This is a genomic window from Thermoactinomyces sp. CICC 10521 (assembly GCF_016055135.1).
GTDB classification, from domain to species: Bacteria; Bacillota; Bacilli; order Thermoactinomycetales; family Thermoactinomycetaceae; genus Thermoactinomyces_A; species Thermoactinomyces_A daqus.
Genome location: NZ_JAECVZ010000001.1, coordinates 275,700 through 295,531, shown reverse-complemented (window position 1 = coordinate 295,531; position 19,832 = coordinate 275,700). Strand labels below are relative to the sequence as shown.

General features: G+C 49.2%; 17 protein-coding genes, 7 tRNA genes and 1 rRNA gene. 21 read left to right on the top strand and 4 right to left on the bottom strand.

Going from position 1 to position 19,832, the window contains the following annotated elements:
* Window positions 1–50: 50 nt before the first annotated feature.
* The 15 genes from gap (at window position 51) to I8U17_RS01525 (ending at window position 8,417) form a co-directional block, all read left to right on the top strand.
* Entirely contained in the window at window positions 51–1,061 is a 1,011-nt protein-coding gene (gap, locus tag I8U17_RS01595; protein ID WP_033099846.1) for a type I glyceraldehyde-3-phosphate dehydrogenase, read from the top strand.
* A 123-nt stretch (window positions 1,062–1,184) separates the two neighbouring features.
* Complete coding sequence (locus I8U17_RS01590) at window positions 1,185–2,372, top strand: phosphoglycerate kinase (protein ID WP_033099847.1); 1,188 nt, start codon at window positions 1,185–1,187, stop codon at window positions 2,370–2,372.
* Window positions 2,373–2,385: 13 nt separating this feature from the next.
* Complete coding sequence (gene tpiA, locus I8U17_RS01585) at window positions 2,386–3,138, top strand: triose-phosphate isomerase (protein ID WP_198055957.1); 753 nt, start codon at window positions 2,386–2,388, stop codon at window positions 3,136–3,138.
* Between the two features lie 15 nt (window positions 3,139–3,153).
* On the top strand, window positions 3,154–4,695 hold the full coding sequence (gene gpmI, locus I8U17_RS01580; protein WP_033099849.1) for a 2,3-bisphosphoglycerate-independent phosphoglycerate mutase: 1,542 nt from the start codon (window positions 3,154–3,156) through the stop codon (window positions 4,693–4,695).
* 23 nt (window positions 4,696–4,718) lie between these two features.
* The gene (gene eno / locus I8U17_RS01575; RefSeq protein ID WP_198055959.1) at window positions 4,719–6,005 is read left to right on the top strand and encodes a phosphopyruvate hydratase; all 1,287 of its coding nucleotides are present in this window, start codon (window positions 4,719–4,721) and stop codon (window positions 6,003–6,005) included.
* 119 nt (window positions 6,006–6,124) lie between these two features.
* On the top strand, window positions 6,125–6,358 hold the full coding sequence (secG, locus tag I8U17_RS01570; protein ID WP_033099851.1) for a preprotein translocase subunit SecG: 234 nt from the start codon (window positions 6,125–6,127) through the stop codon (window positions 6,356–6,358).
* 105 nt (window positions 6,359–6,463) lie between these two features.
* Window positions 6,464–6,578, top strand: a 5S ribosomal RNA gene (rrf, locus tag I8U17_RS01565).
* 34 nt (window positions 6,579–6,612) lie between these two features.
* Complete coding sequence (locus I8U17_RS01560; protein ID WP_198058924.1) at window positions 6,613–6,909, top strand: hypothetical protein; 297 nt, start codon at window positions 6,613–6,615, stop codon at window positions 6,907–6,909.
* Window positions 6,910–7,758: 849 nt separating this feature from the next.
* A tRNA-Ser gene (locus I8U17_RS01555) sits at window positions 7,759–7,852 on the top strand.
* Window positions 7,853–7,889: 37 nt separating this feature from the next.
* A tRNA-Phe gene (locus tag I8U17_RS01550) sits at window positions 7,890–7,965 on the top strand.
* A 5-nt stretch (window positions 7,966–7,970) separates the two neighbouring features.
* Window positions 7,971–8,046 (top strand) — tRNA-Thr (locus I8U17_RS01545).
* A 4-nt stretch (window positions 8,047–8,050) separates the two neighbouring features.
* Window positions 8,051–8,124 (top strand) — tRNA-Trp (locus I8U17_RS01540).
* Window positions 8,125–8,157: 33 nt separating this feature from the next.
* Window positions 8,158–8,231 (top strand) — tRNA-Cys (locus tag I8U17_RS01535).
* Between the two features lie 18 nt (window positions 8,232–8,249).
* Window positions 8,250–8,336 (top strand) — tRNA-Leu (locus tag I8U17_RS01530).
* A gap of 4 nt (window positions 8,337–8,340) precedes the next feature.
* A tRNA-Arg gene (locus tag I8U17_RS01525) sits at window positions 8,341–8,417 on the top strand.
* 38 nt (window positions 8,418–8,455) lie between these two features.
* Here the strand turns inward: I8U17_RS01525 and I8U17_RS01520 are convergent.
* Both I8U17_RS01520 and mnmA read right to left on the bottom strand, forming a co-directional pair.
* Window positions 8,456–9,070 (bottom strand): hypothetical protein, encoded by a 615-nt coding sequence (locus I8U17_RS01520; protein ID WP_198055150.1) that lies wholly within the window; start codon window positions 9,068–9,070, stop codon window positions 8,456–8,458.
* 218 nt (window positions 9,071–9,288) lie between these two features.
* Complete coding sequence (gene mnmA / locus I8U17_RS01515) at window positions 9,289–10,377, bottom strand: tRNA 2-thiouridine(34) synthase MnmA (RefSeq protein ID WP_198055151.1); 1,089 nt, start codon at window positions 10,375–10,377, stop codon at window positions 9,289–9,291.
* 460 nt (window positions 10,378–10,837) lie between these two features.
* Between mnmA and I8U17_RS01510 the strand changes: the two genes are divergently transcribed.
* The 6 genes from I8U17_RS01510 (at window position 10,838) to pepV (ending at window position 17,783) form a co-directional block, all read left to right on the top strand.
* Window positions 10,838–12,421 (top strand): VWA domain-containing protein, encoded by a 1,584-nt coding sequence (locus I8U17_RS01510; protein WP_052154460.1) that lies wholly within the window; start codon window positions 10,838–10,840, stop codon window positions 12,419–12,421.
* 27 nt (window positions 12,422–12,448) lie between these two features.
* Window positions 12,449–12,778 carry a hypothetical protein gene (locus I8U17_RS01505; protein WP_033102380.1) on the top strand — a complete coding sequence of 110 codons (330 nt, stop codon included), beginning with the start codon at window positions 12,449–12,451 and terminating at the stop codon, window positions 12,776–12,778.
* Between the two features lie 156 nt (window positions 12,779–12,934).
* On the top strand, window positions 12,935–14,356 hold the full coding sequence (locus I8U17_RS01500; RefSeq protein ID WP_198058923.1) for a basic amino acid/polyamine antiporter: 1,422 nt from the start codon (window positions 12,935–12,937) through the stop codon (window positions 14,354–14,356).
* Window positions 14,357–14,487: 131 nt separating this feature from the next.
* A complete protein-coding gene (locus tag I8U17_RS01495; protein ID WP_033102382.1) occupies window positions 14,488–15,108 on the top strand; it encodes a DUF47 domain-containing protein in 621 nt (206 codons plus the stop codon).
* Window positions 15,101–16,096 (top strand): inorganic phosphate transporter, encoded by a 996-nt coding sequence (locus tag I8U17_RS01490; RefSeq protein ID WP_198055153.1) that lies wholly within the window; start codon window positions 15,101–15,103, stop codon window positions 16,094–16,096. The genes I8U17_RS01495 and I8U17_RS01490 overlap by 8 nt, the downstream gene beginning before the upstream one ends.
* A 271-nt stretch (window positions 16,097–16,367) precedes the next feature.
* Window positions 16,368–17,783, top strand: a complete 1,416-nt coding sequence (pepV, locus tag I8U17_RS01485) for a dipeptidase PepV (RefSeq protein ID WP_033102384.1) — start codon at window positions 16,368–16,370, stop codon at window positions 17,781–17,783.
* 46 nt (window positions 17,784–17,829) lie between these two features.
* Here pepV and I8U17_RS01480 read toward each other — a convergent pair whose 3' ends face one another.
* The gene (locus I8U17_RS01480; protein ID WP_033102385.1) at window positions 17,830–18,471 is read right to left on the bottom strand and encodes an Asp23/Gls24 family envelope stress response protein; all 642 of its coding nucleotides are present in this window, start codon (window positions 18,469–18,471) and stop codon (window positions 17,830–17,832) included.
* 18 nt (window positions 18,472–18,489) lie between these two features.
* Window positions 18,490–19,650, bottom strand: a complete 1,161-nt coding sequence (locus tag I8U17_RS01475; protein WP_033102386.1) for a cysteine desulfurase family protein — start codon at window positions 19,648–19,650, stop codon at window positions 18,490–18,492.
* Between the last annotated feature and the right edge of the window lie 182 nt (window positions 19,651–19,832).

Below are 19,832 nucleotides of genomic sequence, written 5' to 3'. Positions count from 1 at the left end.
CCACCCTTAACTGTGGATACTACGGATAAGACATTAAGGAGGAAGAGATAATGGCAAAAGTAAAAGTGGGTATCAACGGATTTGGCCGTATCGGTCGAAATGTGTTCCGTGCTATGCTGAACCATCCCGAATTGGAAGTTGTAGCCGTAAACGATTTGACCGACTCCAAAACGTTGGCTCATCTTTTGAAATATGATTCCGTGCACGGAAAATTGGACGCAGAAGTAAAGGTTACGGAAAATGGCTTCAGCGTGAATGGCCGGGAAGTAAAAGTAACGGCTGAACGCGACCCGGCACAAATCAAATGGGCCGAAGAAGGCGCAGAGATCGTTGTTGAATCGACCGGCCGTTTTACGAACCGTGAAGATGCAGCCAAACACCTGGTTGGAGGAGCAAAAAAAGTGATCATCTCCGCTCCGGCCAAAGGTGAGGACATTACCATCGTGATGGGTGTAAACGAGGAAAAATATGATCCTGCCAGCCATCAAGTGATTTCCAACGCTTCCTGCACCACCAACTGCCTTGCGCCGTTTGCCAAAGTATTGCACGAAAAATTCGGGATTGTGCGCGGTTTGATGACCACCGTTCACGCCTATACCAATGACCAGCAAATTCTTGACCTGCCGCACAAAGATTTGCGCCGAGCCCGGGCTGCTGGTGAATCGATCATTCCGACAACGACCGGTGCCGCCAAAGCGGTTTCCCTCGTATTGCCGGAACTGAAAGGGAAATTAAACGGAATGGCCATGCGCGTTCCGACCAAAAACGTATCCGTTGTGGACTTGGTGGCTGAACTGAGCAAAGAAGTCACCGTTGAAGAAGTAAACGGTGCACTCCGTGAAGCTGCTGAAGGAGAACTCAAAGGTATTCTGGCTTACTCTGAAGAGCCGCTCGTATCCATCGACTATAACGGAAATTCCCACTCCTCGACCATCGATGCCTTGTCCACGATGGTGATGGAAGGCAATATGGTAAAAGTCGTTTCCTGGTATGATAACGAATGGGGCTATTCCAACCGTGTTGTTGATCTAGCCGCTTATATAGCCGGTAAAGGACTTTGATCCATAAATTAAATAATCGGATGAAGTTATACTAATTGCAAATATGTTATACTAATGAACGGTTTGGAAGATCGGGAAGAGGAGAGCTGCTCTCCTCTTTCTCAGCATAAGGAGGGAAGCCCCATGAATAAAAAATCTGTGCGCGATGTTGACGTTCGCGGCAAGCGCGTCTTTTGCCGCGTCGATTTCAACGTGCCCATGGAAGAAGGGAAAATCACCGACGATACCCGGATTCGCGCGGCACTGCCCACGATCCAATACTTAATTGAACACGGGGCCAAAGTGATTTTGGCCAGCCATTTGGGCCGGCCTAAAGGAAAAGTGGTTGAGGAACTGCGTTTGAACGCGGTCGCCGAAGCCTTGTCCAAATATCTGGGTCAGTCTGTACTTAAAGTGGATGAAGCCGTTGGGCCTGCCGTTGAAGCCCGGGTAAACGAGATGAAAGACGGAGATGTGCTTCTGCTGGAAAATGTCCGCTTTTATCCTGGAGAAGAGAAAAATGATCCTGAGTTGGCAAAAGGATTTGCCCGTTTGGCCGATCTCTATGTGAATGACGCATTTGGCGCCGCTCACCGGGCACATGCTTCCACTGCGGGAATTGCCGCTTATCTCCCTGCGGTCGCCGGTTTCCTGCTGCAAAAAGAGATTGAAACATTAAGCCGTGCCTTGACCAATCCGGAGCGTCCCTTTACGGCGATCGTCGGCGGGGCAAAAGTGAAGGACAAAATCGGCGTGATCGAAAATCTGCTCGATAAAGTGGATAACCTGATCATCGGCGGCGGTTTATCTTATACTTTTGCCTACGCCAAGGGGTATGAGATCGGAAAATCGCTCTTTGAAGAAAATAAAGTGGAACTGGCCAAAGAGATGATAAAAAAAGCGGAGCGCAACGGCGTTCGTTTTTACATGCCCGTTGATGTGGTTGTTGTCGACGAATTCGGCCCCAATCCGAAGACCGTTAAAATTGTGGATATCGACCAGATTCCGGCCGACATGGAAGCTGTCGATATCGGTCCGAAAACCCGGGAACTGTTTGCCGATGTGGTGAAGGCTTCAAAACTGGTGATCTGGAACGGGCCGATGGGTGTATTTGAATTTGACCAGTTTGCCGCGGGAACCAATGCAGTGGCCAAAGCGCTGGCCGAATCAAACGCTCATACGATCATCGGCGGCGGGGATTCTGCGGCGGCCATCGAAAAAGCAGGCCTGGCCGATCAAGTTGATCATATCTCCACCGGCGGCGGTGCTTCGCTGGAGTTCCTGGAAGGAAAAGAACTGCCGGGGGTTGCGGCACTTCAAGATAAAGAATAGGGGGAAGCCTGAGATGCGTAAACCCGTGATCGCAGGAAACTGGAAAATGCACAAAACAGCGGAGGAAGCAGTCTCTTTTGCGGCTGAACTGAAACAGGCCGATCTTCCGGGAGAGGTAGAGGCTGTCATCTGTGCTCCGTTCCTGGCCTTGCCCGCTCTGGTTGAAGAACTCACCGGGACCGGGATCGGCGTCGGAGCACAAAATGTTCATTTTGAGCAGCAAGGCGCTTTTACGGGCGAAGTGAGCGTCCCGATGTTGAAAGCGGCGGGGGTCACTTATGTGATCATCGGCCATTCTGAGCGTCGGGCCTATTTCGCGGAAACGGATGAGAGCGTGAATAAAAAGGTAAAAGCGGCGTTAAACGGCGGTCTCATCCCGATCGTCTGTGTCGGCGAAACGCTGGAAGAGCGTGAAAACGACCAGACGAAGGAAGTGGTTCGCAAGCAGGTGAAAGCGGCGTCCGCCGGGCTGTCTTCCGATGAGATGAAAAAGACGATTATCGCTTATGAACCCGTTTGGGCCATCGGCACCGGAAAAGCGTCCACCGCGGAAGATGCCGAGGAAGTATGCAGCTTTATCCGCAAAACGGTTGCCGACCAGTTTGACCAACAAGTGGCCAATGAAGTCCGCATCCAGTATGGCGGAAGCGTAAAACCGGAAAATATCGATTCCTTTATCAAGCAGCCCAACATTGACGGCGCGTTGGTGGGAGGAGCCAGCCTGAACGCCGGTTCGTTCATTCAATTGGTACAAGCAGCGAAGTAGTGGCAGGTGAAAATGATGAAACGTCCAAAACCCGTGCTTTTGTGTATCCTTGATGGTTTCGGCCTGCGTGAAAATAAAGAGGGGAATGCGGTGGCTCAGGCCCGTAAACCGAATTTCGACCGCTATTGGAATGAGTTTCCGCATGCCACGCTGGAGGCGAGTGGAAACGCGGTCGGTTTGCCGGAAGGGCAAATGGGCAACTCCGAAGTGGGACACCTCAATATTGGCGCCGGACGAATCGTTTACCAGGATCTGACGCGCGTGAGCAAATCGATCGAAGACCGGAGTTTCTTTAAAAATGAAACATTCCTGGCAGCGATCAAACACGTAAAGGAAAATCAAAGTGCGTTGCACCTCTGCGGACTTGTTTCCGACGGCGGTGTGCACAGTCACATTGACCATTTGTTTGCCCTGTTGGAGCTGGCGGCGAAGGAAAATGTGAAAAATGTCTACGTTCACGCTTTTCTCGATGGCCGCGACGTTGCTCCCGACAGCGCGGTGAAGTACATTGAACAATTGCAAGAAAAAATGAAAGAAACCGGTGTGGGCCAAATTGCCTCCGTGCATGGCCGCTATTATGCCATGGATCGGGATAAACGCTGGGATCGCACAGGCAAATCATACCGCGCGATGGTTTACGGCGAAGGCCCTGATTTCCGCGATCCGGTAGAAGCGATCAAAAAATCTTACGAAGAAGAGGTTTTTGACGAGTTTGTGGTGCCGGCCGTGATGGTTGACGACAAGGGGGAAGCGGTTGGCCGCGTTCAAGACCATGACTCGATCATCTTCTTTAACTTCCGTCCTGACCGCGCGATCCAGCTTTCACTTGCCTTTGCCAACGATGATTTTGAGGAATTTGACCGCGGTCCGTCCAGACCGGAAGACCTCTATTTTGTCTGCTTGACGGAATACAGCGTGGCGGTTCAGGGGCATGTTGCCTATAAGTCCACCGACCTGAAAAACACTTTTGGGGAAGTGGTGGCAAACAGCAATCTGAAACAGCTGCGCATCGCCGAAACGGAAAAATATCCGCATGTGACCTTTTTCTTCAGCGGCGGGCGTGAAGAGCCGTTTCCGGGTGAAGACCGGATTTTGATCAATTCTCCCAAAGTGGCCACCTATGATCTGAAACCGGAAATGAGCGCCTATGAAGTTACCGATGCGTTGTTGAAGGAAATTGCGGCAGAGAAACACGATGCCATTATCCTGAACTTCGCCAACCCGGATATGGTTGGCCATTCCGGAAAACTGGAACCGACTGTGCGTGCGGTTGAGGCAGTGGATGAGTGCCTTGGCAAAGTGGTCGATCTCGTGCTGGAAAAAGGCGGTGTTGCCGTCATTATCGCCGACCACGGCAATGCCGATATGGTGATTGATGAAAACGGCCGCCCGCATACGGCTCACACGACTTTCCCCGTTCCGTTCATTGTGACGAAAAAAGGGGTTAAACTCCGGGAAAAAGGCATCCTGGCCGATGTTTCCCCGACCATGCTCGATCTCCTTGGAATTGAACAACCGAACGAAATGACAGGGAAAAGCATGATTATCTCCAAATAACAGAAAAAGAGAGGGAATGAACCATGACCACGATTATTGAAGTATATGGCCGTGAAGTATTGGATTCCCGCGGGAATCCGACCGTTGAAGTTGAAGTTATTCTCGAATCCGGTGCAGTGGGACGCGCGATCGTTCCTTCCGGTGCTTCCACCGGTGCGCACGAAGCGATTGAGCTGCGCGATGGGGACAAAAGCCGCTATCTCGGCAAAGGCGTGTTAAATGCGGTGCGCAATGTGAATGAAGTAATCGCTCCGCAGTTGATCGGCATGGATGCACTCGATCAGGTCGCGATCGACAAAGCGTTGATCGAGCTGGATGGTACGCCGAACAAAGCTAACCTCGGTGCCAATGCAATTTTGGGCGTTTCGATGGCTGTTGCCCGCGCTGCGGCTGAAGCTCTGGACTTGCCGTTGTACACCTACCTTGGCGGATTTAATTCCAAAGTGCTCCCGGTTCCGATGATGAACATTTTGAACGGTGGGGCGCATGCCGACAATAACGTCGATATCCAGGAATTCATGATCATGCCGGTCGGCGCGGAAAACATCCGTGATGCGGTCCGCATGGGTTCGGAGATCTTTCACAACCTCAAAGCTGTACTCAAAGAAAAGGGTTATGCGACGGGTGTTGGTGACGAAGGCGGATTTGCTCCCAATTTGAATTCCAATGAAGAAGCCCTCGCCACCATCGTAACCGCGATTGAACGCGCCGGTTACCAACCGGGAAAAGACGTTATGCTCGCGCTTGATGTTGCTTCCACGGAGATCTTTAAAGACGGCAAATACCACTTTGCGGGTGAAGGCATTACCCGTACTTCTGAAGAAATGATCGCCTTCTATGAAGAATTGATCCAAAAATACCCGATCATCTCCATTGAAGACGGTTTGGCTGAAGATGACTGGGAAGGTTGGAAACAACTGACCGAGCGCCTCGGAAACAAAGTGCAGCTCGTCGGTGACGACCTCTTTGTCACCAACACTGAACGCCTTGCTTCCGGAATTGAAAAAGGAGTCGGCAACTCGATTCTCATCAAGGTAAACCAAATCGGAACCCTGACCGAAACGTTTGATGCGATCGAAATGGCCAAACGTGCCGGCTACACTGCCGTCATCTCCCACCGCTCCGGTGAATCGGAGGATACCACCATTGCCGACATCGCAGTTGCGACAGGTGCCGGTCAAATCAAAACCGGGGCTCCTTCCCGGACGGACCGCGTAGCCAAATACAACCAGCTGATGCGCATCGAGGATCAGCTCGGGTTTACGGCTCAATATCCGGGACGCAGCGCTTTCTATAATCTGCGCGGCTAATTTATGAAAAAAGGGGATCTTTCCGCAAACACGGGCGGGGATCCCTTTTTCTTTGTTGAAAACCTCAGTTCAATATGATACAGTCTATTCAGTGAATAGCTGGGCAAGGAGGTTTAATCGTGGAAATTGCATCTAAAATAATCCTTGCAATTTTTTGCGTCGCACTGATCATTGTGATTTTGCTGCAATCGAGCAAAAGTGCGGGTTTGTCCGGAGCCATTGCCGGGGGTGCCGAACACTTGATGGGCAAAGCGAAAGCGCGTGGTTTTGATGCGTTGCTGATCAGACTGACCACTGTCTTCGCGATCGTGTTCATGGTGATGGCCCTTGTTGTCGGTTACTTTGTAAAATAGGCGAAAAATGCAGCCGATCGCTCTGTCGGCTGTTCACTTTTTGCCGGGAATTTTTTTGGAAAAACCTCTTGAAATGAATATAAAACCATGATAATATACTACTTGTCTGGTGATGATAGCGGAGGGGATCCACCCGTTCCCATCCCGAACACGGAAGTTAAGCCCTCCAGCGCCGATGGTACTTGGGGTTCACCCCTGGGAGAGTAGGTCGTTGCCAGGCAAAGATACAAGCCACCTCGTTGGAGGTGGTTTTTTTGTATTCTGTAAAAGCCAGTGGGTCAAGAAACGATCGAGAAAACCAACCTCTGACTTCAGTTATGCCGTATTCGATATGCTATGCCGTATTCGATATGCCCTGCATAGCCATCGACATTTTTGGTTTTAAAACCGTCCCTCTCGCCCAATTTGAGCATATATTCCAGCGCTTCGGCAATTTTCCGGCCAAACGGGGCTCCCAATCCGCTGTCGGCGTCATCCAAAACGCTTTCAATCGCCAGGAACTTTTTCAGTTCTTCCAGCTAGATGGGAGTGGGCGTCAGATGAGGGGATGAGCTGGTCTTGCACTCTTTTTTTGAACTCTCTGGGATCGTGGTGAAATTGGAACAGATGATACATGGGAAACGGTTCAAAGCAATCCGGATGTTATGATCGACTGCAAGGATTCTGCTGTTCTTCTCAAATATCGATGAAGAGCGCTGTTTTCCTCTGTGAGGGAGATCAGATGGAAGAGATGTTAATGGTATGCAAAAGAGCAGGAGAAGGATGGATTGTGTATTGATTCCTCCAAATGTGCCCCTTCAGTTAGTTGCACCGTTGCACGTTCACCAAATGGATCCGCGAAGATCAAAGAATCTGCACCAGGATATCCAGTGGTGCTCTCGGCGGAACAATTTGGAAGGCTCTCAAGTCAAGCACATGGTAAGGAAACATAAGCCGGAAAAATCCATCACGGATGCCGATGGGCTGAGTTTGACGCCATGTTTGAACATAAGGCAAAATTGGTTTGGAAGAAGTTTTGGCAAGGGTTAGCAAAACTTTTCCTTTCACCGTTCTTGCTACGGGAAAAGAAGCAAAGACAAACCTCCCGCGTTTTGGCAATGACAACAAGGGCATGAAAGCTGTCAAAAGCGGGGCGGGGAATGATCCGTCGCAGACAGGGATTTGGAAATACGGGAAGATTGCAGGGACAACGCAACCCGTACCTGCAATACACTTTTACAGAAAGAAAGAATGACGCTCCAAAAAACGTAAAAATACAAACATGGGCAACAAAATTTCAGAATAAATTTAAATCAAAATTCCTGTTGACATTATAATTGAACCTGTGTAATATAATATTTGTCGATGCGATACGAAGTAAAAAATGCCTCGATTGAGACAAATGATTTGCTAAGTAACATGGAGAGATGTCCGAGTTGGCCGAAGGAGCACGATTGGAAATCGTGTAGGCGGGCAAAACCCGTCTCGAGGGTTCGAATCCCTCTCTCTCCGCCACTTAACAAATGATGATCGAGGAAAGAGGACTGAATAAGGCTCGGTAGCTCAGTCGGTAGAGCAGAGGACTGAAAATCCTCGTGTCGGCGGTTCGATTCCGTCCCGAGCCACCACTTTCGCTGGTGTAGCTCAATTGGTAGAGCAACTGACTTGTAATCAGTAGGTTGGGGGTTCAAGTCCTCTCACCAGCACCATTGAAGGGGCGTAGTTTAATGGCAGAACAGAGGTCTCCAAAACCTCCAGTGTGGGTTCGATTCCTACCGCCCCTGCCAGTATGATCGTATTGCTGATGAATCGATTCATATGGCGGCATAGCCAAGTGGTAAGGCAGAGGTCTGCAAAACCTTTACCCCCGGTTCGAATCCGGGTGCCGCCTCCATAAAAAATTGATAATCGTGCGGACGTGGCGGAATTGGCAGACGCGCAAGATTCAGGTTCTTGTGGCCGCAAGGCTGTGGGGGTTCGAGTCCCTTCGTCCGCACCAATATGTGCCCTTAGCTCAGCTGGACAGAGCGTCTGACTACGGATCAGAAGGTCGGGAGTTCGAATCTTCCAGGGCACGCCAAAAAAAGGATCGGTCGTTTTGATCGATCCTTTTTATTTTTATTTGGTCGCATAATCTGATTTTGGCTGGGCCCATTTAACGTTTTTCTCCAGTTCCTGGATCAGACCGGGTTGATCAAAATCGAAATAATCGATCGGCTTGGGCTGTTTCTCTGCTGCCTTCTTATCACTTTCATAGACGGGTTCCTCTTTTTCTTTTGTGGAATCTTTTGTGGAATCATTGAGAGCCACGACAGGAGAAAGCTGGGAAGTCGAATGGGTGGATGGGCTTTTCTCCTTCAAATGGGGCACATGCGTGCTGATCCGTTCCTGGTTCGTTGCCAAATCGGTTTCATTTGCGGGGAGTGATGTGCTTTTTTCCGTTTGTAGATTGCCTCGGGAAGCGATTTGACGGGGTGACGGGCTTTCAGTCTTGTGATCCGTGGCTGTTTGGATCACTTCTGTTTTGGGTTCAGGATTCTGGATGACTGGTGCAGCATCGGTTTGATTTCTGACCGCAGCGGTGGAAGTGAGACAGTAGGCGCCGAATGACATGATCGAGCATGCAACGCCGGCACTGATAAACCCAATCGCTTTTCGTCTGATCTGTAAGCTGAAGTCTTCGGGAGACAAATCGTCCGGCTTGCGAACCGGAGTATTCTGTTTACCTTTCATTGAGGAAACCTCCCTGCCTCGCGGTTTCGACGGATTTAAAAATAGAGGGAATAAAGAAAAGATTATGTCGATGGTAATAGAATAAATTCGCAACCTTGCGCGGAAATTCCTTCCATGATTCCGGTGTATCCAAAGAAACTTTTTCCACAGAGCGAGGATGAAATTTAAAAGGAGCTCTTTCGAGTTTTTTACTGAAAGAGCCCTTTTCCAAGTTATATTTAAAAGGTCTGATCGATAATTCCTCCGCCAAGGCAGATTTCATCCTGATAAAAGACCACGGACTGACCGGGAGTTACTGCACGTTGCCGCTCTTTGTACTCGACGCGAAATGTGCCGTCCGCTTGCGGGGTGACGAGAACGGGCTGATCTTGTTGGCGATAGCGAAATTTGGCCGTGCATTCAAACGGACTTTGCGGGGTTCCATCGCCCAGCCAGTTGATATCCGTTGCAATCAGTCCGCTCGAATAAAGAGCTTCATGATCATGCCCCTGGGCAACATATAAGGTATTGGTGGACAAATCTTTTTTTACGACAAACCAGGGTTCACCGGTTCCGCTGCCGCCAATGCCCAAACCTTGGCGCTGCCCGAGCGTGTAATACATCAAACCATCATGAGTTCCTTTATATTCCCCGTCCAGTGTCCGAATTTCACCTGGCTGTGCAGGGAGATACTGGCTTAAAAACTCACGGAAATTCCGTTCGCCGATAAAGCAAATGCCTGTGCTGTCTTTCTTTTTGGCAGTAGGCAAACCCGCTTCCTCAGCCAGTTTCCGCACTTCCTTCTTTTGCATGTGTCCGATGGGAAAGATGGCCTGCATCAGCTGGGGTTTGTGCACAGCATAAAGAAAATAGGTTTGGTCTTTGTTTGGATCGGCACCGCGGGCAAGATATTTTTGACCGTCCCGTTCAATGATTTGAGCATAATGGCCCGTGGCGATATAATCAGCACCCAGTTGTTTGGCTTTATTTAAAAACTCCCCGAATTTGATTTCGCGGTTGCACATCACATCGGGGTTCGGCGTGCGGCCTTTGCGGTATTCATCCAAAAAATACTGAAAGACTTTTTGCTCATACTCTTTTTCGAAATTAACCGAGTAATAGGGAATGCCGATGTGCGCACAGACACGCCGCACATCTTCAAAGTCTTCCGTTGCCGTGCAGTGTCCGAATTCATCCGTGTCGTCCCAGTTTTTCATAAACAGGCCGATCACATCATAGCCTTGTTCTTTTAAAAGCAGAGCGGTGACCGATGAATCGACACCACCGGACATGCCGACTACGACACGCAATTGGTTGTTTTTGCTCATAACGATCCGTCCTATGTGAAAAATTCTTAACAGCTCTCCTCTGTCAGGGCAACTTGTCCCTAACCGTTATTATACCGAAATCCTTTTATTTCAACAAACAAAGGAATCAATGGAACCAAATGGCACAATCGTAGCGCCTGCATTTGCCCCTGAAGGAGAACGATCTTGGTGAACGGTTCATTTTGCCGGAAACATTGAATAAACTGGATTTACATCATCCCCGTCCATGTTTGAAGGGGAGCGAGCCATCGGCTGTCGTAGCGCCCGGGAGGAAGTTTCCTTAACAGCGGTGCAAGTGAAAAACGTGGATGGGAAATGAAAAATGCCGCAAGATTGTCAATCGCTCCGCCGGCCGGATGTTGTCAAATGAGTACAGTTCAAGTAAGCTAAAATCAAACTGGTACACCAGAAGGTGAAGGGGCATCCCTTCAACCAAAAAGCCGACTCAGAAGGAGGGCTTATGCAAAAAAGAAAGTTTTGTTTTCTGCTATTCGGGATGCTTGTCGCTGCCTTTTCTCTGAGTGGTTGCTCTCCGGTGCTCCAGCAAATCAAACAGACGGCAGGAAGCCAAATTGATAAGCCGGACCAATTAAATCATTTGGATCAACTGGCGATCAAAGACAATCAATCAACCCAGGAGGAAAAGGAAATCGAACAAGATGATCTTCCGCGAAGCCCGGCTCCACATACGGACTTGCCGGATATCCTTGCAGACCGGGGAGAAGGAGAATACGCCGGCGACAAGTACAACCAATCAAGGGTGATCAAGGCGTTGAAGCAGATGCCGAAAGGATTGTCGGATGACAAAGCGTATGCTTATCTGTTAGGGTTGGTTGGCGAAAATTATAAAAATGATGTTCAGTTTTTTGATGAATTGGGTAAAACCAGCTATGAAGATAAAGTGAATGCATGGCAGCAGGTCGCTAACCGATGGAAGGCAGACACAACGCAAAAATCCGGTGCGAATTCATCTGCTTCAGCCAGCACGTTGCCGGCAAAACCCACTGCTCCGAAAAAAATAAATTTTGTCGTCCTTTTGGATACAAGCAAGAGCATGGACGGGGAAATAAATGGAAAGACGAAGATGGATTATGCCAAAGAGGCGATCCAAAAATTTGCCGACTCCCTGCCCAAGGATAAGACGGCTTTTCAGTTGAGGGTTTACGGCAATCAGGGAAGTGCCGAGGAAAAGGACAAACCGCTTTCTTGCCAAAGCACCGCCAAATTGGTTTCGGGTGCCGTGCCGGATCAGTCCAAATGGAAGGAAGTGCTGGACAAGATCAAACCGACCGGCTATACTCCCATGGCCCTCGCGATTCTAACCAGCAAGCAGGACATGATGCCGGGGGCTCCGACGCAAGCGGAAAATCAGTTGATCATCGTCAGCGACGGCTATGAAAACTGTGGCGGTGATCCGGTTAAGGCGGCTGAGAATCTCCACCTCTCCAACGCGCTGGCCAATGTTCATGTCATCGGCATCGATGTCGATCCGAAAACGGAAACCAAACTGAAGCAAGTGACCGATGTCACAGGTGGCGACTATACAGCGGTTGACGATCCGAAAAAATTGGATCAAGCCTTTCAAGAGCGAAAGCTCTCTTTGAAAATGGCCAATTCTCCATGGCAAATGAGAGCGCTTGATTCGATCATCAAAGAGCACCGTTTGGATGAAAATCGGCTGGAGCAGTTTCATGACAATCTGGTCGGCAAGATCGAGCAAGAATACAACCGCCTGGATCAGGCGAACCATTTCGTTGAAAAGACAGGCAAAGTCGATACGGAAACCTTCGACACGATTAATAATTGGATTCATGAACGCAAATCCCAATTGAAGGATTATTCCGATCGGCGCCAGCAGGAAATCTCTATGGAGCTGGATAAGAACTGGCAAAATCAGGCGAACGTTCTGCTTGATGACTGGAGCAAAGAAGGCGGAGATAAAACCGAGATTATTAAACAGGCCAAGCAATTGTTGCAAAACGATCTGTTGAAAAAACAAATGGATTTGTATAAACTGAAACAAAATCAAGCAGACGTGCACTAGTGACAAAAAGGCAAGGGAGAATCATCGATGGATACGGTGCCGTTTGAGTTTCGATACGACCAGCGGCTGGGGATCAAGCGTCCCTTTTTACATCAGGAATATGAGGCGTTGTCTAAAGAACTTCAAGATGAATTTGAATTGAAATGCCAGGAGATTTGTTCGCAAATTCCTGAACGGGTCAAGATGTTGGAAAGGGAGTATATGCAGAAATTCAATGATCTGAAGGAAATGGACGACGAAACTTCATTTTTGCGGCTGACGGAGGAAATGAATGAGTTGTCAAGGCGAATTTGCGATTTGAATATCCTATACTTACATATTGAAGGAACCTATCTGGCCGCAAATGTTCACGCCTGAACGGAGGCGCCAAGCCGAAAAGGAGCTTGGCGCCTTTTATGTTGCTTCCAATCTTTATCACTTTACTAAATTAACGAATTAATATAGTATACATAAATGTGTGCGATAAATTGTCATTTATATCGATATAAAGCTCATCAATGGAGTGAATGAAGAATGGGACAACAAAGGCAATTGGGTTTATGGGCGCTGATGGCAGCCATCATCGGTTCGGTGATCGGGGGAGCAGCCTTTAATCTGCCCAAGGATATGGCATCAGCCGCCAACAGCGGAGCGGTGATGATCGCCTGGCTGATTACGGGGGCGGGAATGGTGATGCTGGCCCTGGTATTCCAAAATTTGACCTTGCGCAAAGGCGAACTGACCGGGGGAATCTACAGCTATGCGCGGGCGGGATTCGGAGCGTTTATCGGGTTTAACAGCGCGTGGGGTTATTGGATTGCCTCGATTTTGGGACTGGTTTCCTTTATTCCGCTTTTGTTCAGCACCCTGAATTATTTTTATCCGATCTTTGGAGAGGGAAACAATCTTCCTTCTCTGCTGGGCGGAACCCTTTTTGTCTGGGCTTTTCATTTTTTGGTCATGCGCGGGGTGAAAGAGGCGGCTTTTGTCAACTTTATCACCACGATTGGAAAATTGATGCCTATTTTCATTTTCATCATCTTCCTGGTCTTTGCCTTTCACCGCGGAATCTTTTTCACGGACTTCTGGGGAAACGGTTCGTTTTCCTGGACTCTTATCATGAAACAGGTAAAGGATTCGATGCTGGTTACCTTATGGGCATTTGTCGGTATTGAAGGAGCCGTTGTTTTGTCCGGAAGGGCCAAACGGCATCGGGATGTCGGCACGGCGACCGTATTCGGTTTATTGGGCACATTGTTGGTCTATATGCTGATCTCCATTTTGTCCTTGGGGGTTTTGAGCAGAGAGCAACTGCAGGCGTTGCCGGAGCCGTCCATGGCTTATGTTCTCGCTAAGATCGTCGGACCGTGGGGGGCTGTTCTTATCAATGTCGGGTTGATCATTTCGATTGCGGGAGCGATGTTGAGCTGGATTCTGCTCACGATTGAGATTCCCTATGTGGCTGCGCAGGATGGCATGTTTCCCCGCAGCTTTATGCGGGAAAACCGCAAAAATACGCCGATCGTTTCCCTGTGGTGGACAAGCCTGATCACGGAAGCATTCGTCATTATCGTTCATTTCTCCGCATCCACTTATCAGGCGGTTTATTCGATGGCCAGTGTGGCGGTTTTAATTCCCTACCTCCTGTCAACACTATATCAATTAAAGTTGGTAAAAACGGGGGAAACTTATCTTAATGATAAAGATAAAGTGCGGGATGGTCTGATCGGATTTCTGGCTGCACTTTATTCTTGCTGGCTCCTGTATGCCGCGGGCCTGGATTATTTGCTGATGGTCTCTTCTCTTTATCTGGCGGGATTTGTGCTCTACATCCCCATGCAACTGTCCAGGAAGAGAAAGCTGTTCAAAGGCCAGGACTGGCTGGTCGCCTTGGCCATTTCCGGTGCGGGAATCGCAGCGATCGGGATGATCCTCACTGGCAACTTATCCCCATAATTTACCATTGTAAAGTTTTTGTTAATCAAGATTAAAGGATTTATAAAAAGTGTGTTGAACCGGTTTTCAGTACACAATATTAAAGATTAATATATTCTTGGTTGAATTTTGGTTGACTGGGAGGAAATCACGTGCTTTTTAACCGCTCTAAGGATCGCCTTTTTTATCAAATGATGGTGGATGCCACAGCCAATATCATTGAAGCTGTGCAATTGTTCCGTGAGAATGTGGAAACACTCGAAGAGAAAGAAAGATATGCGGAGCAAATCAAAGAGCTGGAAAGCAAAGGGGATGAGTATACTCACCTGCTCATCAAAGAGTTGAATCAAACCTTTGTGACTCCGCTCGATCATGAAGATATTTTAAAATTGGCACAAACCTTGGACGATGTGATCGACGGGATCGAAGCGTGTGCCGCCCGTTTCGTTTATATGCATGTTGACAATCCCACCCCGTATCTCAGCAAATTTGGGGAGATCTTTGAAAAATCGGCCGTGTACCTGCAAGACGCCTTCAGGGCTTTGGAAAAAAGGGACTATGCCGGGATTCGCAAGATCTCGATTGAAATCAATATGCTGGAGAATGAAGCGGATAAATTAATGCGTGAAGGAATCAGCTCTCTGTTTGAGGAGCCGGTCGACTTGATCCAGTTAATCAAGATGAAAGAAATCTACGAAAAACTGGAGGACGTGACAGATACCTTTGAAGACGTGATGGATATCATGGAAAGCGTGGTCATGAAGTATGCTTGATCCTTTTTGGATATTGGTGGCTGTGATCGCGCTTGCTCTGGTTTTTAACTTTACCAATGGTTGGCACGATACCGCCAATGCGATTGCGACGGTGGTCGGTACGCGGACGCTGTCGCCGTGGATGGCCATTTTGCTGGCAGCTGTTCTCAATTTGGCGGGTGCGTTTTTCTCAACGGAAGTGGCCAAAGCGATTGGGGAAGATATTGTCAACATCCATTATGTTACTTTAATTGTGCTTCTTTCCGCGTTAATCGCCGTGATCGTCTGGAATGTGATTACGGTTTTAATGGGATTGCCGACCAGCTCTTCCCACGCCCTGATCGGCAGCATTATCGGTGCCGCCCTGGCTTACAAGGGTCCTTCGATCCTGCAATATCACGGCATTATTACGATTTTAATTGCGATGCTCATTTCTCCCGTTCTGGGCGGGATCGTCAGTGCTGCCATCATCAAATTGATTCGCGGATTTTTCAGCAATATCCCCCGTTCGCGGGTGAAAACGATCTTCAAGTATTTGCAGATTCTTTCCTCCGCTTTTATGGCGTTCAGCCATGGTGCGTCTGATGCGCAAAAGGCGATGGGAGTGATTGGGATGGCTCTCTTCGCTTTCGGTTCGCACTCGCAATTTACGGTTCCATGGTGGGCCACAGCTGCATCGGCACTGATCATGGGGGTGGGAACAGCGGCAGGAGGACGTAAAGTGATTCATACGATTGGATCGCGTCTGAGTCGCCTGGAAACCCCGCAAGGTTTTGCCGCAGAGACGGGAGCTGCTTTTTTGCTGACCACGGTGGCGAAAATCGGAGTGCCCGTCAGTACGACACACACCATCACCGGCTCGATCATCGGGGTGGGAGCGGCGGAACGCTTGCGCAGTGTCCGCTGGAGCGTTGCCGGCAAAATTATCTACGCCTGGGTGCTCACTTTGCCGGGAACAGCCGTGATGTCGTACTTACTGTATATGGCCTTGAAATTCCTTGAACCCTAAGCTGCGGCAACAGCCTGTTCATCATGACGAACAGGCTGTTTTTTCTTTTTGGCACGGCATGAAGGAACGATTTTTTCGTTGCTGATTTGGCGGAAACAGGACAGGCGTGATATAGTAAAAGCAGTGAAAAAATAAAGCAAAAATTTCCAAGCTAAAGGCTCAAATGCCTCCAATTATTTTAAATTTAAAGTATGAATTCCGGTTTGGGCTGATACATAAGGGAAGGGGAGAAAAACGGCATATGATATGGAAAAAGCAGGAGGAGTCGTTGATGACAGAGGTGGCATGGTACGATGAAGTCCTCAAACGCAAAGACGAGATGCTGGAAGAACTGAAAGAGTTCCTGGCGATTGAAAGCGTTTTAGATGAGGCCGACAGCGGATTGGGAGCCCCGTTTGGCCGGAAAATTGCCGAAGCGCTGGAATATATGCTGAAATTGGGCGAGAGGGACGGTTTTAAAACCAAAAATGTCGATGGCTATGCAGGGCATATCGAATACGGGGAAGGAGAAGAACTGATCGGCGTGCTCGCTCATGTCGATGTCGTTCCGGCCGGTGACGGATGGACCTCTCCTCCTTTTGCCCCGGAGATTCGTGACGGAAAATTGTATGCACGGGGAGCCATCGATGATAAGGGACCTGCGATGGCGGCCTATTTTGCCCTCAAAATCGTCAAGGAACTCGGTTTGCCGCTGTCCAAACGCGCTCGTCTCATCTTGGGCGGAGATGAAGAATCGCAGTGGCGTTGTATGGCACATTATTTTGAGCGTGAAGAGATGCCGACAATGGGATTTTCTCCCGATGCTGACTTTCCGATTATCTCGGCGGAAAAAGGACTTTTGGATCTTCGTTTTGCGGGAACCAATGAAAAGAGCGAAGCGAAAGACGGCGAATGGAAACTGGTGCAATTCAAAGCGGGACAGCGGGTCAATGTGGTTCCTGACCTGGCAGAAGTGAAGCTGGCGGGCGAAGGCGATGTGTTTGAACTGAAAGAGAAAGTGCAGGACTTTTTGCTGACCCATCGAATACAGGGATATGCCGAAGAAGGAAATGAAGGAGTTACCATCTCGATCAAAGGGCGTGCCCATCATGGATCGGAACCGGAAAAAGGGTTGAATGCCGCATTGGAAATGGCCCGGCTCCTGGCTGCAATTCCGCTCGATTCCGCAGGGCGGCAATTCATTGAGACAATCAATCGCTATCTGGTGGATAGCTTCTTCGGAGAAAAACTGGGGATTGCCATGGAAGACGAGTTTACAGGCCGTTTGACGGTGAATGCCGGCATTTTCAGCTATGAAGCGGAAGGTGAACGGATGATTCGCCTGAACGTCCGCTATCCGAAATCGGGTGAGGGAGAAAAAATTTGCGAGGCGATTGAAGAAAAACTGGCGGACGATCATTTCCGCATCACGGAGATCGACCATAAACCCGCCCACTTTGTTGAACCCGATCATTCCCTGATTCGGATCTTGTCCAAGGTTTATGAGGAGCAAACCGGAGAAAAAGCAGAACTGTTGGCGATTGGCGGAGGCACTTATGCGCGCGTCCTCGATGTCGGAGTCGCTTTTGGGCCATTGTTCAAGGGACGGGAAGAAACGGCACATCAGCGGGATGAACACATTGTGGTTGAAGACTTGTTAAAAGCGACGGCCATCTATGCCCAGGCGATTTATGAACTGGCCAAATAACCATGCAAAACCCCCCTCTCGATTCTTCCGGTGAGAGGGGGGTTTCTCATGGTTCCATCTTATAGATCTTGTAGAGAAAAGAGTGCGGATTGGTATCGCCGGGCAGTTGCCGCGCGATCTCGATCGGAATCCCTTGCTTGATCATTGTCCGGTGAATCGCCTCAAACTCCCTGGCGTCGTACAGGGGAGAATTATAATTGTTCAAATCCACTGTTTGCCCGTCCTTAAAGAAAACGAGGTAGACCAAACGGTAAGGGCCTGGATTGAACGGCCAACGTTCCGGACGATAATCCAGCTCGATGTGATCGATATCTTGCCAGCGCTTGGCTTTCATGGTTTCCATATTCCAAAATTCGTTGTAGGCGATACCACGCCGGGTGACCAGCAGATAGTTGTCAAAGGAGAGAACCACAAACGGGCTGCAGAGCAGATAAAAGGCCGAAAAAAGGAAGAACAGCCGTTTGAGACGGCCCGGATTTTTCCGTTGTTGAATAAACATGGTGATAAAAAGGGCGACCAGGCAAAAAAAGGCGAACACAAAAGCGTGTGAGATCGGTGTTCCGCTTAAGTATACCTGGTCAGGCTCCGTATAGTTCATCTGTTGCAGGGTGAAGAACAAAATCCAGGCGGCAAAGGCGACAGCGAAAATGACGATCAGTCTGAGTATAACGGAGAAAAACTTACCCAATGAGTCGATCCTCCATCTTTAGGATTCATTGATTAAAAGAGAGCGCAGTTCATCCATCACCTTTTTCAAACAGGTGATAAAACGCTGGAGTTCAGCTTCGGTCGTTTCTTTTCCAAACGTGATTCGCAGGCTTTGAAAAGCTGTTTCTTCATCTGTGCCCATGGCCATCAGCACATGGGAAGCGGCATGTTTTCCCGCACTGCAAGCCGAACCGCTGGAAACATAAATTTTATTGCGACTAAGCTCCAACAACACGGCCTGCCCCTCCACGCGGTGAAAGCTCAGATTAAGGTTGTTTGGCAAGCGCCGGGTGGGATGACCGTTTAACACCACTTCGCCGATTTCATCACGGATGCGCTGCCAACAAGCATCCCGCAATCGGGTTAAGCGCGCGGATTCCGCTTCCGCTTCCTGTGCGGCCAAATAGGCGGCTGCACCAAACCCGACGATGGCCGGGGTATTTAACGTGCTCGGACGCAATCCCCGTTCCTGACCGCCGCCGTGGAAAAGGGGTTCGATTCGCACCCCTTTACGGATGTACAAAGCGCCGATTCCCTTTGGACCTCCGATCTTGTGACTGCCGATCGAGAGCAGATCCACGCCCAGATCGGCCACGGACATGGGGACTTTTCCGAAATATTGCACGGCGTCGGTATGAAACAAAATGGAACTTCTCTTCAGCAGCCGGCTGATTTCCGCGATCGGCTGTATCGTTCCGACCTCGTTGTTGGCCGCCATGATGCTGACGAGAATCGTTTTATCCGTAAGGGCTTTTTTCACATCTTCGCTGCGGACAAGCCCGAACCGGTCGACAGGGAGGTATGTCACCTCAAATCCTTCTCTTTCCAGTTGACGGCAGGCTTCCAGCACAGACGGATGTTCGATGGAAGAAGTAATGATGTGGTTGCCTTTGTTTCTGTGTTTGCGAGCTGCTCCGATCAAGGCGAGATTGTTGGCTTCGGTGCCGCTGCCGACAAAAATGATTTCGCGCGGAGAGTCGGCATCGATCGCTTCAGCCACTTGCCGGCGGGCGTGTTCGATCGCTTCGCGGCTGACTTGCCCGAAGTCGTGAATGCTGCCGGAGTTGCCGTACTTTTCCCTGAAATAAGGGAGCATGGCTTGAAGCGCTTCCTCCCTGACCGGACTGGTGGCTCCATAATCGAGATAAATGGTTTTCATACACCCAACTCCGCTTCCTGAAATTGTTCTTTCATTATTATAGCGAAAAAAGAAAAAGATAGGTCTCACTTTGCCAATCTGTCAAAAAACCAATCGAGAGGCAAGTGAGATTAATCACATTTTTCTCTGTTACCTTCTGATTTAAAATGAAAAAGATAATTTTGGTGGTTGACTTTCTGAAC

Coding starts and splice junctions, on each gene's coding strand:
- I8U17_RS01590 (WP_033099847.1), top strand. CDS start 1,185: ATGAATAAAAAATCTGTGCGCGATGTTGACGTTCGCGGCAAGCGCGTC.
- tpiA (WP_198055957.1), top strand. CDS start 2,386: ATGCGTAAACCCGTGATCGCAGGAAACTGGAAAATGCACAAAACAGCG.
- mnmA (WP_198055151.1), bottom strand. CDS start 10,377: ATGAGCAAAAACAACCAATTGCGTGTCGTAGTCGGCATGTCCGGTGGT.
- I8U17_RS01520 (WP_198055150.1), bottom strand. CDS start 9,070: ATGAAAGGTAAACAGAATACTCCGGTTCGCAAGCCGGACGATTTGTCT.
- eno (WP_198055959.1), top strand. CDS start 4,719: ATGACCACGATTATTGAAGTATATGGCCGTGAAGTATTGGATTCCCGC.
- I8U17_RS01510 (WP_052154460.1), top strand. CDS start 10,838: ATGCAAAAAAGAAAGTTTTGTTTTCTGCTATTCGGGATGCTTGTCGCT.
- I8U17_RS01505 (WP_033102380.1), top strand. CDS start 12,449: ATGGATACGGTGCCGTTTGAGTTTCGATACGACCAGCGGCTGGGGATC.
- gpmI (WP_033099849.1), top strand. CDS start 3,154: ATGAAACGTCCAAAACCCGTGCTTTTGTGTATCCTTGATGGTTTCGGC.
- gap (WP_033099846.1), top strand. CDS start 51: ATGGCAAAAGTAAAAGTGGGTATCAACGGATTTGGCCGTATCGGTCGA.
- I8U17_RS01475 (WP_033102386.1), bottom strand. CDS start 19,650: ATGAAAACCATTTATCTCGATTATGGAGCCACCAGTCCGGTCAGGGAG.
- pepV (WP_033102384.1), top strand. CDS start 16,368: ATGACAGAGGTGGCATGGTACGATGAAGTCCTCAAACGCAAAGACGAG.
- I8U17_RS01490 (WP_198055153.1), top strand. CDS start 15,101: ATGCTTGATCCTTTTTGGATATTGGTGGCTGTGATCGCGCTTGCTCTG.
- I8U17_RS01500 (WP_198058923.1), top strand. CDS start 12,935: ATGGGACAACAAAGGCAATTGGGTTTATGGGCGCTGATGGCAGCCATC.